The sequence below is a fragment of the Arthrobacter sp. zg-Y769 genome, assembly GCF_020907405.1.
Lineage (GTDB): Bacteria > Actinomycetota > Actinomycetes > Actinomycetales > Micrococcaceae > Arthrobacter_B.
On record NZ_JAJJOE010000010.1, the window covers coordinates 17234 to 34484 of the forward strand.

The window sequence follows — 17251 nt, forward strand, 5'->3', positions numbered from 1 at the left end:
CGTACAGGTGATGCTGCCTGGGTCGACCTCAGCCAGCATCTGCTGTACAGGACTCCGCACCGGTGGCGGTTTGCCTGTGGAAAACGCCTCAGTGCGCTTCGGAGACCTCTGTAATAGAGCGATGCCGAAACCTCAACCTCTGCCGGAACCATTCACCGCACCCTTTGCGTTTCCACAAGCCATTGACGCCGGGATAAGTGCTTCTCGACTCCGCGCCTCGGACCTTTGGATTCCCAGCAGAGCCGTGCGGGTTCCCAAGACGACAACCTTTGACCTGGCCGCCGGATGCCGTCCGTACCTCGAGTTGCTTCCGGACGCCGTCATCAGCCATGGCACCGCAGCCCGGCTGCATGGGCTGGCCCTGCCACGCAGGGTTGCCGAGGAACCTCTGCTTCATCTCAGCCGGAGTCCGGCGTGCGGACCACCGCGGCGGCGCCATATCTGCGGACATCGCCTGCTGCTGGCATCGAACGAGGTAACGCAGGTTTACGGCCTTCCCGTAACAACTGTCGCCCGCACCTGGCTGGACCTTGCCGGCATGCTGTCCGTCGAGGAGCTGGTGATCATGGGGGACCAGATAGTGAGCGAACATCAGCGCACCTTCGGGACGCCGCGCCGGCCCCTGGTTCCTTTGGAAGAGCTGCGGGACCTGGTCAAGCACCGCTCAGGGGTACCCAAGGTCCGCCGCAGCCGTGAAGCATTGGAGTATGTGCGGGTGGGGGTGGATTCTCCGCCCGAGACTCGGCTTCGGCTGATGCTGGCCAAGCAGGCCGATCTGCCGGAGTTCATACCTAACGTTGCACTGCTTGATGAGTATGGTCAGCCGCAGGTATGGGCTGATCTCGGTTGTCCTGAGTTCCGGACCTGCCTGGAGTACGACGGCGCCCACCACCTCACTCCGGAGCAGCAGGCACGAGACCACTACCGTGACCTGCGGACCGCCGAACTCGGATGGAATCAGGTGAAAATCAGTCGGACCGATCTGACGCAGGGATCGTCCTGGGTAGCCGCTAAGGTCCGTAGGGGACTGACAATGGGTGGCTGGACGCCTTCGGGCTGAGATGCGGCATCCGCCCGTCGCTTATGTACAGCAAATGCGGCCTGCACGTTCCCTTCTGTACAGCTAATGCGGCCTGCAGCGGGGCCGAAGCACCGTACCTGTACAGAAGGTGAAGGGGCCCCCGCATTAGCTGTACGGAAGGTGAAGGGGCCCCCGCATTAGCTGTACGGAAGGTGAACGCCCGTCGCACCAGGTGGCGAAAGACCGATCGGAGCCGCGGGAAAGCGGAGCAGGAACTACTTCCAGAGGTCGATGATCCGTACGTCGGCGCTGGCCAGAAGCTGGCGGAGCGTTGAAACGGAAAGACCGACGACGGCGTGCGGATCACCCTCGACCCGCTCGATGAACGCCCCGCCCAGGGAATCGATGGTGAAGGAACCGGCCACCTGCAGCGGCTCACCCGTGGCGATGTAGGCCTCGATCTCCTCGTCGGTCAGCTTCACGAAATGCACCTCGGCAGAGGAAACCGCCCCGAGGGTGGCCCCGGAACCGTCCTCGTCGGTGTCGCGGCAGTCCACCAGCCAGTGCCCGGTGTGCAGTACCCCGGAGGAACCGCTCATGCGGCGGATCCGCTCGCGGGCGACGTCGGCCTCCCACGGTTTGCCGTGCGCCTCGCCGTCGAACTCGAAGACCGAATCGCAGCCGATCACCAGCGCGCCGTCGGCCTCGGGCAGGGACGCAACGGCCTCGGCCTTCGCACGGGCCAGCAGCAGGGCCGTGTCATGCGGATCGGTCAGGCCGTAGCGGGCGGTGACGGCGTCTTCATCCACATCGGAGACGAGGACGGTGTGGGCAATGCCGGCATCGGTGAGCAGCTTGGTGCGGGCGGGGGACGCGGAGGCCAGGATGAGGCTCAGGTTCGGTTTGGTCACGGATCCAGCCTAGTGCCGGGGCGGACCGGCCCGGAAACCAAAAACGCCGGGCCGCCCCCGAAGGAACGGCCCGGCGTCGTACTGCGGGGAGGAATCAGCTCTTGGACTCGACCAGCAGCGGAACCTCGATCTGCTCGGAATCATCCACGAACGGATCGCCCTGGCGGCGTGCGTTGTACAGCCCGGTATCCAGCAGGCCGTTGCGCTTGGCCACGAGGGTGGGAACCACGGTCTGGCCGGCCACGTTGACGGCGGTGCGGCCCATGTCCAGGATCGGGTCGATGGCCAGCAGCAGCCCGACGCCGGCCAGCGGCAGGCCGAGGGTGGAAAGGGTCAGCGTGAGCATCACGACGGCGCCGGTGGTGCCGGCGGTGGCGGCCGAACCCAGGACGGAAACCAGGGCGATCAGCAGGTAGTCGGTGAAGGCCAGGTCCACGTTGAAGAACTGGGCCACGAAGATCGCGGAGACCGCCGGGTAGATGGAGGCGCAGCCGTCCATCTTGGTGGTTGCACCCAGCGGCACGGCGAAGGAGGCGTAGGCCCGGGATACACCGAGGTTGCGTTCGGTGACGCGCTGGGTCAGCGGCAGCGTTCCCACGGAGGAGCGGGACACGAAGGCCAGCTGGATGGCGGGCCAGGCGCCGGAGAACCACTGGCGGACCGAGAGGCCGTGGGCCTTGATCAGCGCCGGGTAGACGCCGAAGAGCACCAGGAACAGGCCCAGGTAGACGGTGAGGGCGAACATGCCCAGGGAACCGATGGTGTCCCAGCCGTAAGTCGCGACGGCCGTGCCGATGAGGCCGACGGTGCCGACCGGAGCGAGGCGGATGATCCACCACAGGACCTTCTGGATGACGGCCAGCGCGGAGGCATTCAGGGCCAGGAAGGCCTCGGCGGGCTTGCCGACCTTGAGCGCGGCGATACCGACGGCGATTGCGATCACGAGGATCTGCAGCACGTTGAAGCTGACGCTGGTGGTGACGTCACCGGACTCCGCCACCTTGGAGCTGGCGCCCAGTCCCAGGAAGTTGGCCGGTACAAGGCCGGTCAGGAAGCCCACCCAGCTGCCCTGGCTGCCGCTGAACTCCTCGCCCTTGACGTCGGCGTTGCTGCCGGGCTCCAGGAAGAAGCCGAGCAGGATGCCGATAACCACGCTGATCAGTGCCGTGATGGCGAACCAGAGCAGCGTCTGCCAGGCCAGGCGGGCGGCGTTGGACACGGCCCGGAGGTTGGCGATCGAGCTGACCACGGCGGTAAAGATCAACGGGACGACGGCGGCCTTCAGCAGTGAGACGTAGCTCGTGCCGATGGTATCCAGCGTGGTGGTGAGCCAGTTCGGCTGATCGTCAACGGTGCCCATGGACTTGGCCAGCAGGCCCAGCGCGAGGCCGACAATGAGGGCTGCGATGATCTGCGGTCCGAAGGACGTTGCCCACTTGGGCAGCCGCCGGGCGGGGGATTCGGGGGAGGAGGTCTGTGAAGTCACGGAAAAGACTCTAGCGGCCAGCCAATATCAGACCAGACTCGAAGTTGCGAAATGTGACGCCAATAAGAAGCCGCAGCGCCGGGTGTTTCCGCACGGAAACCGCGCCGTTACTGCCCGAAAACGACACCGGCCCGGGACACTCGCCCGGGCCGGTGTGACTAACGTCGCAAATTCCTACTCGCCCAGCAGGGCACGCCTCAGCGTATCCAGGCCCACGGAACCCAGCTGCAGGGCGCGGGTGTGGAACGCCTTCTCGTCAAACGCGTCTCCCTCGCGGCTGCGGACCTCATCGCGGATCTGTTCCCAGAGCCGTTGGCCCAGCTTGTAGGAGGGGGCCTGGCCCGGCCAGCCAAGGTAGCGGGTGAACTCGAAGTTCAGCTGTCCCTCGCTGATGGAGATGTTCTGCTTCAGGAATTTGTACCCCTTGTCGGCGGTCCAGGTGCCTTCGCCCCAGCGTTCCGGGATTTCCAGTTCCAGGTGGACCCCGATGTCGAAGACCACGCGTGCGGCACGCATCCGCTGCGCGTCCAGCATTCCCATCCGGTCGCCCGGGTCGCTGAGGTAGCCCAGCTGCTCCATCAGCCGTTCAGCGTAGAGCGCCCAGCCTTCGCCGTGGCCGGAAACCCAGCAGACGTTCCGCCGCCAGTCATTGAGCAGCCCGCGGGACGCCGTCGCCGTCGCAATCTGCAGGTGGTGGCCCGGAACGCCCTCGTGGTAGACCGTGGTGGTTTCCTGCCAGGTGGTGAAGGTGTCCTCGCCGGCCGGCACGGACCACCACATACGGCCCGGACGCGAGAAGTCGTCGCTGGGGCCGGTGTAGTAGATGCCGCCCTCCTGCGTGGGGGCAATCATGCACTCGATCCGGCGCATCGGTTCGCTGATCTCGAAGTGGGATCCGGACAGGTCCGCAACGGCGCGGTCCGCGAGGTCCTGCATCCAGGCCTGCAGTTCGTCCGTGCCGTGCAGCTGGCGCGCCGGATCCTCGTCGAGGATGCGCATGGCTTCGGCCACGGTGGCGCCGGGCCGGATCTGCTCCGCCACGGCTTCCTGCTCGGCGATGATGCGGTCCAGTTCCTCCACGCCCCACTGGTAGGTCTCTTCCAGGTCGACGGCGGATCCGAGGAACTGGCGGGACATCAGGGCGTAGCGCTCCCGGCCCACGGCATCGGCAGCGGGCGCAGCCGGAAGCAGTTCCTCCTCCAGGAAGGAAGCAAGGTTCGCATAGGCCCGGCGGGCGGATTCGGCGCCGGTCCGCAGATCCGCAAGGAGTGCCGCGGGCAGCGCTCCGCCGCCGGCCAGGGAAGCATTCGCGGCAAGGGCGTCAAAGAAGCCGCCGTCCGCGGCATATGCGGAAGCCTGCTCCACCACGATCTTCACCTGCCGGCGGGCAGCCACCCGGCCGTGCCCGATGCCGCTGCGCAGGCTGGTGATGTAGCCGGCGACGGCGTCGTCCACGTTGTTCAAACGCCCGGCAATGTGGTGCCACTGCTCTTCGGTGTCCGTGGGCATCAGGTCAAAGATGCTGCGGATGCCCTGCGCCGGGGAGGCGATATTGTTCAGCTCCGCCAGGTCCCAGCCCGACTGGTGGATTTCGAGGTCCAGGCCAAGGCGTTCGTCCATGGCGTCCAGGGTTACGCGGTCGACGTCGTCCGCGGGCTCAAGTCCGTCCAGCCGGCTGAGCGTCTCCCGGACGGCTTCGGCATAGGACTCCAGGCCGGCCGGCGAGTAATCGCTGTATTCGGTTTCCCGCCCGGGAATGCCCAGGGACGTGGCGAAGGACGGATCCAGGTCCAGGAGCGTCGCGGTGAAGGCATCGGCGACGGCGTCGATTGCCGTGGGCCGGCGCGCCGCAGCTGCGCCGCCAGTGGAGGATACGGGTGTGGAAGATGGTGTCTTTTGAGTCACAAAGGTAGCCTAACCCCACATCGGCCCTGCGGCCCCCTTCGGAACTAGCGGAAGCTCCGCCGCCAGGAGCCGGGTCCGGGTTTCGGGTCCAGGCGCAGGTTCCGCCGGCGCACCCAGGCACGGTGCGTGGGCCGGGCCGCGGGAAGCGGGAGGTCCTGGGCTTCCAACCCGGCGACGACGGCGGTAAGCGCCGCGAGCTCCTCGTCGGTCGGGTTGCCGGAGACCACTGAAAGCAAAGGTCCGGGAACCGGTTCCAGCTCCTCGTTTCCGGTACTCACAGCGGCATGTTCCCGTGTTTCTTGGCGGGCAGCGAGGCGCGCTTGTCCCGCAGGGCCCGCAGGCCGCGGATCAGCTGCAGCCGGGTTTCCGAGGGTGCGATAACCGCGTCCACATAGCCGAGCTCGGCTGCCTGATAGGGGTTGAGCAGCTCGTCTTCATACTGCTCAATGTATTGGCGGCGGACGCCGTCAACGTCGCCGCCGGCGTCGGCCGCTGCCTTGAGCGGAGCGCGGTAGAGGATGTTCACCGCACCTTGGGCGCCCATTACGCCGATCTGCGCGGTGGGCCAGGCGAGGTTGATGTCCGCACCGAGCTTCTTTGAACCCATCACGATGTACGCTCCGCCGTAGGCCTTGCGGGTGATGACGGTCAGCTTGGGCACGGTGGCCTCGGCGTAGGCGTACAGCAGCTTGGCGCCGCGGCGGATGATGCCCTGGAATTCCTGGTCCTTGCCCGGCAGGAAGCCCGGCACGTCCACGAAGGTCAGGATCGGGATGTTGAAGGCGTCGCAGTTGCGGACAAACCGGGCGGCCTTCTCGGAGGCGGCGATGTCCAGGGTGCCGGCGAACTGCATCGGCTGGTTGGCCACGATGCCAACGGTGTGGCCCTCCACGCGGCCGTAACCGATGATCACGTTGGGCGCGTAGAGTGCCTGCATTTCCAGGAAGTGGCCGTCATCAAGGACGTTCTCGATGACGGTGCGGATGTCGTAGGGCTGGTTTGCCGAGTCCGGGATCAGCTCATCCAGGGCCAGGTCTGCGTCCGTGGGTTCCGGGTCCTGGTCGAACGCGGTCAGCGGTGCTTCGGCCAGGTTGTTCGAGGGCAGGAAATCGAGCAGTTCGCGGACAAACTCAATGGCGTCCTCTTCATCGGAGGCGAGGTAGGCCGACGTGCCGGTGTTCGCATTGTGCTGCCGGGCACCGCCCAGGGTCTCCATGTCCACGTCTTCGCCGGTGACCGTCTTGATGACGTCGGGTCCCGTGATGAACATGTGCGAGGTCTTGTCCACCATCACCACATAGTCCGTGAGCGCGGGGGAGTACGCGGCCCCGCCGGCGGACGGGCCCATGATCAGGGAGATCTGGGGTACGACGCCGGAGGCGTGGACATTGTTGCGGAAAATATCCGCGAACATGGCCAGCGAGGCGACGCCTTCCTGGATGCGGGCACCGCCGCCGTCGAGGATGCCGATCACGGGGCACCCGTTACGCAGGGCGAATTCCTGCACCTTGACGATCTTCTCGCCGTTGACCTGGCTCAGTGAACCGCCGTACACGCTGAAGTCCTGGCTGTAGACGGCCACGGGACGTCCGTCCACGGTGGCGTAGCCGGAAACCAGCCCGTCCCCGAGGGGTTTCTTTTTTTCCATGCCGAAGGCGGTGGAGCGGTGCACTGCCAGGGCATCGAACTCCACGAAGGATCCGGCGTCCACCAGCAGGTCGATGCGCTCGCGGGCGGTGTGCTTGCCGCGGGCGTGCTGCTTCTCCACTGCAGCCTTCCCCGAGGGCACCGCTGCCAGGGCCTGGCGGCGCCGGAACTCGGCGATCTTGCCGGCCGTCGTATGCAGGGACAGGTCCTGATCGATGCTCAAAGGGGGCCTCCGGGTGCTTCGGTTGGGTCGCTGCCGGGCCTTCGGAGGATTCCGATGGAGGAGGCAGTGCAGGGCGTTAAGTAGGTTCCGCACAAAATACGTAACGGTTTACCCAGTCTAGTGAGCCGGAGCAGGGGGACCGAGTGTAGAAAACCTACAATTTCGTTCCCTGCCGGTTGGTCCGGTCCCCGCCGGATAGGACCTGCCGCAAGATGTTACTGGCTAGTAACATAAGAGTGAGGTGCATTACCCTGTTGGCTATGAGCATCCCCAACAGCACCCCGGAAACGGCGTCCCGGTCCCTCGCAGGACGCACCATCCTGATGTCCGGCGGAAGCCGCGGCATCGGCCTCGCCATTGCCCTGCGCGCAGCAGCGGACGGCGCAAACATCGCCATGCTCGCCAAAACGGCGGAGCCGCACCCGAAGCTGGAAGGGACTGTCTACACGGCCGCCGAACAGCTGGAGGCGGCCGGCGGCAAGGCCCTGCCGATCATCGGCGACGTGCGCCGCGACGAAGATGTTGCCCGCGCCGTCGAAACCACCCTCGAGCAGTTCGGTGGCATCGACATTGTCCTGAACAACGCCTCAGCCATCGACCTTTCCGGCACCGGCGCCGTGACGATGAAGAGCTATGACCTGATGGCGGATATCAACACCCGCGGCACGTTTATGCTTTCCAAGTTCTCCCTGGACGCCCTGCGCCGGTCCGGCAACGGACACATCCTCACGCTTTCCCCGCCGCTGAACCTGGATCCCAAGTGGGCCGGCGGCTACCTCGCCTACACGATGGCCAAGTACGGCATGTCCCTCACCACGCTGGGCCTGGCCGAGGAATTGAAGAACGACGGCGTGTCCGTGAACTCGCTCTGGCCGGTGACCGGCATCAACACCGCCGCCATCCGCAACATGCCCGGCGGAGATAAGCTGGCCGCCGCCTCCCGCAGCGCGGACATCATGGCGGACGCCGCGCACGCGATCCTCACCCGTCCCAGCGGACAGTCCACCGGCAATTTCTACACCGACGAAGAAGTGCTGCGCGAGGAAGGCGTCACGGATTTCAGCCGCTACGCACCCGGAGTACCCGCGGACAAGCTGATGCCGGACTTCTTCCTCTAACCGGACGGTGCCGGGGCGGGCGCGAAGGGAATGTCAGGGCGCCCGCGTAAGATCGGAAGAATGCAACTGCACTACTCCAGCATGGAAAGACCGGCCCTGGACCCCGGCCGCCTGAGGGCGGCGCTGGTGGCACCCAACGGTCCCTTCGCTGCGCTGGACGTAGTGGCGGAGACGGGTTCCACCAATACGGACCTGGCGGACGCTGCACGGCTGCGCCCCTGGGAGGTCGCGGACCTGACTGTCCTGACCGCCGAGCTGCAGTCCGCGGGCCGCGGCCGGATGGACCGCCGATGGGTGGCTCCGGAACGTTCCTCGCTGTTCGTCAGCGTGCTGCTGCGCCCGGTGAATCCTTCCGGGCGCCCCCTCCCCACTACCTCCTACGGCTGGCTGTCCCTGCTGGCGGCCCTGGCCCTGGCCGAAAGCGTGGCTGCGCGCACCGGTGTCGAGGCCCGGCTGAAATGGCCGAATGACGTCATGGTGGACGGGCGTAAGCTCGCCGGCGTCCTGGCGCAGCTGGTCCCCGCGTCCGACGGCGGACCGCCGGCGGTGGTGGTCGGCGCGGGCCTGAACGTGAGCCTCACTGATGAAGACCTGCCTGTCCCCACGGCCACCAGCCTGCTGATGGAGTACGCCTCCACCACCGACCGCAACATCCTGCTGCAGGACTACCTGCTGGGACTGGCGGGCCGCTACCGGGACTTCTGCTCCGTGGACGGAGACCCCGAGGCGGTACCGGCCGGAAGGCAGGACTCGCTGCGGAACGAGGTCACCGCGCGCCTGGGCACCCTGGGCCGGGGCGTGAGCGCCCAGCTCCCCGGCGGCGGCGTCCTTACCGGCCGCGCCGTCGCCCTCGCACCGACCGGTGCACTGGTTATTGTCGACGACGCCGGTGCCGCGCACACCGTCAGCGCCGCCGACGTCGTGCACCTGCGTCCCGGGCAGCCGTGAGGGAAGCACCCGCCGGCGCACGGAGAGGCATCCGGTGCGCCTGAAACTCTCTCCCGGCGAGCACATCATTGCCGCCGGCCGGCCGCATGCCCGTTCCTTGTGGAAGCCCCTCGTACTCGCAGGAATCACCGGAGCCCTTGGCGGATTCGCCCTCGGCTGGCTGGGCCGTGACGAGCTGCCCGGCCAGCTGGGCGAATTCAGTCCCTACCTGCAGCCGGCGGTAGTGGCGTTGGCCGTGCTGGTGCTGGCCCGTTACTGCGTTCCGCCCGTGCTGCGCTGGCTTGCCGGGCGCATCATCCTCACCGACCGGAGGCTGATCCAGCGGCAGGGTGTGCTGATGCGCCGGGAGCACGAAATTGCCCTCGCCGCGATCTACCAGCTGGAAATCCGGCAGTCCGTGACGGACCGGATGCAGCGCAGCGGCACGTTGATCCTTGACCTGGGCCACGGCCGGATTATGCAGTATCCCGCCGTGCCCGAGGTGCACCGTTTCCGCTCCATGGTGGTGTCCGCCATCGGGCAGCTGCCGCTGACGGCCATGTTCGATGGTGTAGATATGGAGACAGATGGCGGATATGACTACGAAGGGAGGGACGATGACTGACGCCGGCCACGGCGGGTTCGGTCCCGCAAGCCACCCCGAACCGGTGACCCAGCCAGTGCAGCCCGTCCCGGTGCCCCGTCCCGACTACTCGCTGGCCAGTACCGGCACCGAGATTGACCGCGAAGACGTACGCCGGCTCGAGGCCCAGCTGCTCGGCGGCCCGCGTACGCTTCGGCGCCGTGAGGCGGCGGCCGAAGCGGGCGTGTCCCTGCTCTCCGCCCGCAAGCTCTGGCGGGCCATGGGATTCCCGAACCTCGACGACGACGCCGTCTTCTTCACCGAGCAGGACCGCGAGGCACTGAGCACCGTGATCGAACTGGTGCGCGATGAACAGCTCACGGAGGACGCAGCGATTTCGATCATGCGGTCCATCGGCCAGATGACGGACCGCATGGTGGTCTGGCAGGTTGAAGCGCTGGTCGAGGAAATGGTGGTCCGCCGCGGAATCACCGACGCCGAGGCCCGCAAGCGGCTCGTCGAGGCGCTTCCCGACCTCATCGAGCCGCTCGAAAAGACCCTCGTCTACGCCTGGAAACGCCAGCTCAACGCGGCCATCCAGCGGCTGGCGCTGCGTGCGGAGGCCGGCCTTGCAAGCCACGACGACGGCGCCTCCGACGACGCGCCGCTGCCGCTGGCGCGCGCGGTGGGCTTCGCCGACCTGGTCTCCTACACGAGTCTTTCCCGGCAGATGAACGAAAAGACGCTGGCCCAGATGGTGCAGCGCTTTGAGCACAAGTGCGCGGAGATCATCTCGGTGGGCGGCGGGCGGCTGGTGAAGACCATCGGGGACGAAGTCCTGTTCAATGCGGAGACGCCCGAGGCCGGGGCCGAGATCTCCCTGGCGCTGGCCAAGGCGTTTACCGAGGATGACCTGCTGCCCTCGGCCCGGGTGTCCCTGGTCTGGGGCCGGGTGCTCTCGCGGCTGGGCGACATTTACGGACCCACCGTCAACCTCGCCTCACGGCTTACCTCGCTGGCCGAGCCGGGTACCGTCCTCACGGACGCCTCGACGGCAGCGGCGCTGAAGGACAACCCGAAGTTCGTGCTCATTCCGCACCAGCCGCGCAACGTCCGGGGGTTCGGGGAAATCCATCCGGTCACCCTGGCGCGGGGGACCGGATCGGGCCTCGTGCTCGACTAGCGTTCCGCCCGGGCCCGGCCCGGGAAGTGAGGTGCATTACCTCCCTCTGGGATTTGTGTAACACTATGCGGTGGAACAGGTGCATCTGCCGGGCACACGGCGGCGCTGCCACGGTTCCGTTGCGGGTTCATAACCAGGGGGAACAAAGTGGCAGTGCGCGGGGGAAAAGCACGTCTGCTCAGCGGTAGGCGGCGCAAGGCAGTCTCGGTAGGGGCGGCGGTCGCTGCCACCACGGCGCTGGTTACCGGTGCCTTGCTTTATCCCGGCTTTGCCAGCGCCGATGTGGACCTGAATGACGGCGGCGTGTGGGTCACCAACCGCACCCAGGGGATGGTCGGCCATCTGAATTACCCCTCCAAGCTCCTCGACGGCGGCTACACCGCCAACAGCGACAATTTCGACGTCCTGCAGAACGCTGGCACCGTCTTTAACCTCAATACCGACCAAACCAAGATCAGCCCCGTGGATGTGGCGAACGTTATCCGCGGCGCAGAGGTCCAGCTTCCCGGTGCCGCCGAATTTTCCTTCGGCGCCCAGACCGTGGCTATTGCAGACCCTGCACAGGGCAGCCTCTGGATCACCCCCGCCAAGGAGGTGGGCTTCTTCAGTGAGGATGAGGCCGAACCAGTCCTGGAAGGGAACCCCGGACTGCTTGCGGCGGTATCCGCCGAAGACCACGTGGTGGTTGCCGCACCGAAAGACGGCATGCTCTACACGTTCGAGAAGGATGAGGACGGCGGGTACGGGGAACCCGAGGAGCAGGAGGCTCCGGTACTGAAGGACTTCGAGGACGCACAGATTGCGGCCGTGGGAAACCAGGCAGTGGTCCTGAATACGGAAACCGAGACGCTCCTGCTGCCCAATGGAAAAACCGTGGGCATCCCGGACGCGAAGAACGCCAAGCTTCAGCAGAGCGGTCCGGCGGCCGACTTCGTGGCCATAGCCACCGACACCGCCCTCGTACTGCAGCCGCTGGACGGCGGGGAAGCCGAGATTGAAGACGTGGGAGACGGCGGCGGTGCCGCGGCACCCGTCCAGCTGGGCAACTGCGTATACGCCGCCTGGGCCGGATCCGGGACGCACGTGCGCGACTGCAGCAACGATGCCGAGGACGCCCGTGAAGACATCACGGGGCTTGGTGCTGCCTCGGAGCTGGTGTTCCGTGTCAACCGGGACGTAGTGGTGCTCAATGACGTCAACGGCGGGGCTGTCTGGCTGGTGCTCGAAAACATGCAGCTGGTGGATAACTGGGGAGACATCATCCCGCCCCAGCAGGATTCCAGCGATGACGAAGAGGAATCGGCCAGCGAGAACCCGGTGAATACCCTGCCGGACCGCACCACCGAAAACCGTGCGCCGGTTGCCACTGACGACACCTTCGGCGTAAGGGTGGGGCGCACCACCATCCTGCAGGTCGTCGAGAACGACAGTGATGCGGACGGCGATCTGCTCACTGCACGCCTGCTGGGCGACCAGCCGGGGACGGCAGGGCAGGTCCAGTCCATCTACAACGGGGCAGCCCTCCAGATTGTCATTCCGGACCATTCCAAACCCGGACTCGCAACCTTCACCTACGAGATTACGGACGGCCGGGGCGGCAGGGACACGGGTACCGTGACGGTGAACATCCGCGGAGCCAGGGAGAATGCGCCGCCGGAAACGCACCGCAGCACCAAGATCCTGCTCGAGCAGGGCAAAACCGTCACCCAGAACATCCTCAACGACTGGAAGGACGCCGACGGCGACGACCTCGTCCTCGTCAGCGCCGAACCCACCGAGGACGGCGACCAGGTGCGGCCAAGCTCCGACGGCCAGCTGGAGTTCCGGGATGTAGGGAAGACCCAGGGCGTCAAGGAAGTCTCGATCACCGTCTCTGACGGATACGAGGAAGTGAAGGGGACGGTCACCTATGACGTCCGTCCCGCAGGCGTGCTGCCGCCGGTAGCCAACTTCGACCACTTTGCTGCGACGGTGGGGCAGAACATTCAGCTTTTCCCCCTGAAGAATGACCTGGATCCAGCCGGCGGCCAACTTTCGCTGGCGAAAGCAGAAGGGGAGGACGGCGTAGCGGTCACTCCGGATTACCAGACCGGTTCCATTGGGTTCCTGCCGACCGAAGCCGGCAGCTACTACATCGAGTACCTGGTGACCAACGGCCCGCAGAGCGCAAACGGCCTCATTCGTGTGGACGCCGAACCGGCCGGTCTGCAGGGCGCTCCCGTGGCAGTGCGCGACGTCGCGCTTTTGCCCCAGGGCAAAGATGTCCTGGTCGATGTGCTCGGCAATGACACCGACCCGGCAGGAGGCATCCTCGTGGTCCAGTCGGTCAGCGTGCCGAAGGGTGCTGCGGTGAATGTGGCTGTCCTGGACCGCCACCTGCTTCAGATCCATGACGCCAGGAGCCTGCGGGAGCAGATGACCGTCACCTATGCGGTGTCCAACGGCGGCTCCACGTCCACCGGTGAAGTAAACATCATTCCCGTGGCGCAGCAGGCAACGCTGCAGCCGCCGTCCGCGAGTCCGGACGACGCAGTGGTGCGGGTAGGCGATGTTGTCAGCATTCCGGTCCTGGACAACGATTCGTCTCCCACGGGAGGGGATTTGTCGCTCAGCCCCGTCCTGCCCCAGAGCGTGGACCCCGCGGACGGGCAGATGTTCGTCTCCGGCGACCAGCTGCGGTTTGTGGCAGGCAAGACAGCCAAGACGGTGTACGCCATCTATGAGGTTTCCGATGAGACCGGGCAGAAGAATTCAGCGCAGGTGCGGATTACCATCCGCCCCCGCGACGACGAGAAGAACACGCCGCCGGTTCCGGAGAACGTCGAGGGCAGGGTGGTATCCGGCGCAACTGTACGGATTCCCATCCCCTTGGACGGGCTGGATGCAGACGGCGACTCAGTGGTACTCAACGGGATTGGTACGGCGCCTTCCCACGGCGCCGTACAGCCCGGCCCCAACTTCATCGATTACACGGCGCTCTCACAGGCCGCCGGAACGGATTCCTTCACCTACACCGTGCGTGACCGGCTGGGCGTGGAAAACTCGGCAACGGTCCAAGTGGGAATTGCGCCGGCAGCCGAGTCCAACCAGGCTCCGGTAGCCGTGGAGGATACGGTCACGCTGCGCCCCGGCCGGGGCAATGCCCTCCCGGTGCTGCGGAACGATTCGGACCCTGACAGCGATCCCATCTCACTGAATACCGTGGCCGTTTCCGGCAGTGTTCCTGAACTCGAAACCCGTACGGACCTTTCCCGGGTCCTTTTCCAGGCGCCCGAAACGCCGGGAACCTACAGCATCAGCTACGGCGTCAAGGACAACCGGGGCGCCATGAGCACCGGCACCGTCATTGTTGTCTCGGACGAAAATGCCCCGCTCCTGCCTCCTGTCTCGCGGGACGATCTGGTGGACCCTGCGGAGACCAGGGACAAGAGCTTCGTGGAAGTTCCCGTCCTGGAGAATGACGAGGACCCGGACGGCCTGGCCGAGGACATGGACGTCAGCATCTTCGGCGACCATCCCACGGCATCCGTTTCCGGGGGAACAGTACGCATTGACCTGACCAACGAAGCCCAGATCATTCCGTACCAGACCACGGACGAAGACGGCGGCATCGCCAGTGCGGTGATCTGGGTCCCCGGACTGAGCACGCAGTATCCGATGCTCCGCGAGGGTGAACCGCTGGAGGTCCAGGCGGGAAAGACACTGGACCTGAACCTGAAGAGCCTGGTGGTGGTCCGGGATGGGAGGACGCCGCGGATTACCACCGCGGAACATGTCAGGGCCATCGGGACCAAGGACAACGGTGTGCGCATCATGGGCACGTCCACGCTCCGTTATGCCCCGCATCCGGACTACTCCGGACTGGGTTCGGTCACCTTCGAGGTCACCGACGGGACAGGGCCTGAGGACCCGGACGGGTTGAAGGCAACCCTGACAGTGCTCGTCAACGTGATTCCGCTTCCGGAGCAGAATTACCCGCCGACTATCAGTTCCGGTTCCATGAATACCGCCAAGGGTGAGCCCGCCGAGGAGCTTGACCTTGCCTCGCTCGCATCCGACCCGAATCCCGAGGACGCCGGCCGGCTCCGCTTCGCACTCGCCGGTCCCGTTCCGGAGGGTTTCAAAGGCGAGCTGGAAGGCAGCGTCCTGAAGATCAGCGCCAAGGATGATGCTGCGGTGGGAACCTTGGCACATCTGTCCGTGTCCGTGTCCGACGGCCGCGGCGAACCGGTCACGGGCCGGGTGGATCTTGAAGTCCGGGCGTCGGGACGTCCGCTGCCGGTGGCGGTGGACGACGTCGTTTCCGATGCTGTCCAGGGCCGTTCCGTCACGGTTCCGGTGCTGGACAATGACGTAAACCCGTTTACGGACAAACCACTGGAAATCGTCAACGTCCGGGCAGACGGCAACGGCACGGCTGTCCAGCAGGGGTCCTCCATTGTGGTGACTCCCGGTGCGGAGTTTGTCGGCAGCATGAGCGTTCAGTACGTAGTGCGTGACCGCACCGGAGAGCCGGGACGCAATGCAACCGGCAACATCCTCCTCACGGTCCAGGGAAAGCCCGCCGCGCCGACAACGCCCGTTGTCGAGTCCACGCGCAGCCGGACAGTGGTTCTCACCTGGAATCCGCCCGCCTCCAACGGATCCCCGATCACCGGGTACACGGTCCGCGGAAACAACGGCTATTCGCAGGAGTGCCCGGCAACCACCTGCACGCTCTCCGGACTAACCAACAACGTCGAGTACACGTTCCAGGTCACGGCGACCAACGCCAACGGCACCTCCTCGCCGTCGCCGTCGTCGGCCGTTGCCCGGCCGGACACGCAGCCCGGACGCCCGGCCCCGCCTCAACTGGTGTTTGGTGACCGCGAGCTCACCGTCAACTGGACGCCGCCGCCCAATGAAGGTTCGCCGATTACGGGCTACGACCTGCAGATTTCCCCGGCTCCGCCCAACGGTGTGATGCAGAAGTCTGCTCCGGCCGCCGGCGGATCCACGGTCTGGAGCGGTCTCGAGAACGGGACCAGTTACCGCGTGCGGATCCAGGCCAGGAACTCCGCGCCCGAACCTTCGGAATGGAGCGATTACTCGGTGCCGGAGACACCGGCCGGCGTTCCCGGCGCGCCCGGGGCACCCACCACCTCCTCTGCGCCCGGAGTGGGGCCCGAATCCCAGCTCACCGTCGATTGGCCCGACGCTGCGGCAAACGGCGCCCGGGTGGAGGCCTACAGGGTGCACGAGTACAAGGGGTCCACGCTGGCCAGGACCATTGACGCCAATAATCCCGAGTCGCGGACCACCATCCGGGTCGGCAACTCCGAGGATGAATACTCCTACGCGGTCCAGGCCAGGAACCGGGCAGGCTGGGGGGAGATCGGGCCCCGGTCGGCACCCCGGCGTGCGCAGGGCGTGCCAAGTGCTCCCGAAGCGCCGGTCCTTGAACCTGCCGGGACGGATGCAGCGGGGCGGGCCGTGAAAATCACCTTCACGGAACTCGGCGCGGCAGGCCGAAACGGAGCCCGTTCGAACGAAATCACCTACATGGCCCTCTTCTCCAACGGCGAAGAACGTGCCGTCCGGAGCGGCGACATCGTCACCGGCTTCACGAACGGTGAACCGGTCACCGCCCGGCTGAAGGCCCTGGCCACGGTGGCCGGGGCAACGTACGACGGGACCCCCGGTGCTGACTCCGCACCCGTGCAGCCGTACGGAACTGCCGGCAAACCCGTGCTTTTGAACGCGACGAACGGTACGCCGTACGAAGAGGCTGTGGTCCGCTGGGCTGCACCGGATCCCGCTCTCTACGACGTCACCACCATGGAATACCGGTGGCATGAGGACGGAAAGGACGAGAAATGGGAGCCTGCACCCAGCAACAACACGGCGGAGCTCGGAGGAATGAATAAAACCGCGACGCTGCAGGTCCGCGCACTCAATTCGAAGCGTGAGCCGGGGGCAGTGCTGGAGCAGCCCATCAGGACAGGTGCCTTCTCGACAGGCACGCTCGCCGTGGACTCCTGCTGGCGGGAGCGGAACGAAGCGGACAAATCCAAATGCCGCGAGGATGCCCCTGCAGAGACTCCCGTCATCATTGACTGTTCCGCCACCTGGGGTGGAGAGCAGTGGCTGCACGTCATCGGATGGCGTGCCAGGGCCTTCCTGCCGGCGCGGGATATGACGCATACGGGAGGCCCGGCATTCTCGGAAACCGGTGCCTGCCCGGCAAACCTTTATTAGCAGCCCCACC

11 protein-coding genes are annotated in these 17251 nt (G+C 66.0%); 6 read left to right on the forward strand and 5 right to left on the reverse strand.

Features of this window, described 5'->3' with window-relative positions:
- Positions 1-244: 244 nt before the first annotated feature.
- Positions 245-1060 (forward strand): endonuclease domain-containing protein, encoded by an 816-nt coding sequence (locus LOC60_RS10510; RefSeq protein WP_230024970.1) that lies wholly within the window; start codon positions 245-247, stop codon positions 1058-1060.
- Positions 1061-1296: 236 nt separating this feature from the next.
- Here the strand turns inward: LOC60_RS10510 and LOC60_RS10515 are convergent, their stop codons facing one another.
- The 5 genes from LOC60_RS10515 to LOC60_RS10535 all read right to left on the reverse strand — a co-directional run bounded on the left by LOC60_RS10515 (position 1297) and on the right by LOC60_RS10535 (position 7193).
- On the reverse strand, positions 1297-1932 hold the full coding sequence (locus LOC60_RS10515; RefSeq protein WP_230024972.1) for a Maf family protein: 636 nt from the start codon (positions 1930-1932) through the stop codon (positions 1297-1299).
- A gap of 94 nt (positions 1933-2026) precedes the next feature.
- A complete protein-coding gene (locus LOC60_RS10520; RefSeq protein ID WP_230024973.1) occupies positions 2027-3418 on the reverse strand; it encodes a dicarboxylate/amino acid:cation symporter in 1392 nt (463 codons plus the stop codon).
- Between the two features lie 174 nt (positions 3419-3592).
- Positions 3593-5323, reverse strand: coding sequence for a DUF885 domain-containing protein (locus LOC60_RS10525; RefSeq protein ID WP_442860404.1), 1731 nt, complete (start codon positions 5321-5323; stop codon positions 3593-3595).
- Positions 5324-5367: 44 nt separating this feature from the next.
- Positions 5368-5601, reverse strand: coding sequence for an acyl-CoA carboxylase subunit epsilon (locus LOC60_RS10530; RefSeq protein WP_230024974.1), 234 nt, complete (start codon positions 5599-5601; stop codon positions 5368-5370).
- Positions 5598-7193, reverse strand: coding sequence for an acyl-CoA carboxylase subunit beta (locus LOC60_RS10535; RefSeq protein WP_231713378.1), 1596 nt, complete (start codon positions 7191-7193; stop codon positions 5598-5600). Before LOC60_RS10535 ends, LOC60_RS10530 begins: the two co-directional genes overlap by 4 nt.
- 260 nt (positions 7194-7453) lie before the next feature.
- Here LOC60_RS10535 and LOC60_RS10540 point away from each other — a divergent pair, with 260 nt between their 5' ends.
- The 5 genes from LOC60_RS10540 to LOC60_RS10560 all read left to right on the forward strand — a co-directional run bounded on the left by LOC60_RS10540 (position 7454) and on the right by LOC60_RS10560 (position 17241).
- Positions 7454-8311 (forward strand): SDR family oxidoreductase, encoded by an 858-nt coding sequence (locus LOC60_RS10540; protein WP_230024975.1) that lies wholly within the window; start codon positions 7454-7456, stop codon positions 8309-8311.
- Between the two features lie 81 nt (positions 8312-8392).
- Positions 8393-9259 carry a biotin--[acetyl-CoA-carboxylase] ligase gene (locus LOC60_RS10545; RefSeq protein WP_230024976.1) on the forward strand — a complete coding sequence of 289 codons (867 nt, stop codon included), beginning with the start codon at positions 8393-8395 and terminating at the stop codon, positions 9257-9259.
- A 34-nt stretch (positions 9260-9293) separates the two neighbouring features.
- Positions 9294-9863, forward strand: coding sequence for a PH domain-containing protein (locus LOC60_RS10550; RefSeq protein WP_230024977.1), 570 nt, complete (start codon positions 9294-9296; stop codon positions 9861-9863).
- On the forward strand, positions 9856-11004 hold the full coding sequence (locus LOC60_RS10555) for an adenylate/guanylate cyclase domain-containing protein (RefSeq protein ID WP_230024979.1): 1149 nt from the start codon (positions 9856-9858) through the stop codon (positions 11002-11004). Before LOC60_RS10550 ends, LOC60_RS10555 begins: the two co-directional genes overlap by 8 nt.
- Before the next feature lie 153 nt (positions 11005-11157).
- Entirely contained in the window at positions 11158-17241 is a 6084-nt protein-coding gene (locus tag LOC60_RS10560; protein WP_230024981.1) for an Ig-like domain-containing protein, read from the forward strand.
- Positions 17242-17251: the final 10 nt, after the last annotated feature.

Excerpts from the sequence above, each read along its gene's own strand:
- LOC60_RS10555 (WP_230024979.1), top strand. The coding sequence starts at position 9,856 with ATGACTGACGCCGGCCACGGCGGGTTCGGTCCCGCAAGCCACCCCGAA.
- LOC60_RS10540 (WP_230024975.1), top strand. The coding sequence starts at position 7,454 with ATGAGCATCCCCAACAGCACCCCGGAAACGGCGTCCCGGTCCCTCGCA.
- LOC60_RS10545 (WP_230024976.1), top strand. The coding sequence starts at position 8,393 with ATGGAAAGACCGGCCCTGGACCCCGGCCGCCTGAGGGCGGCGCTGGTG.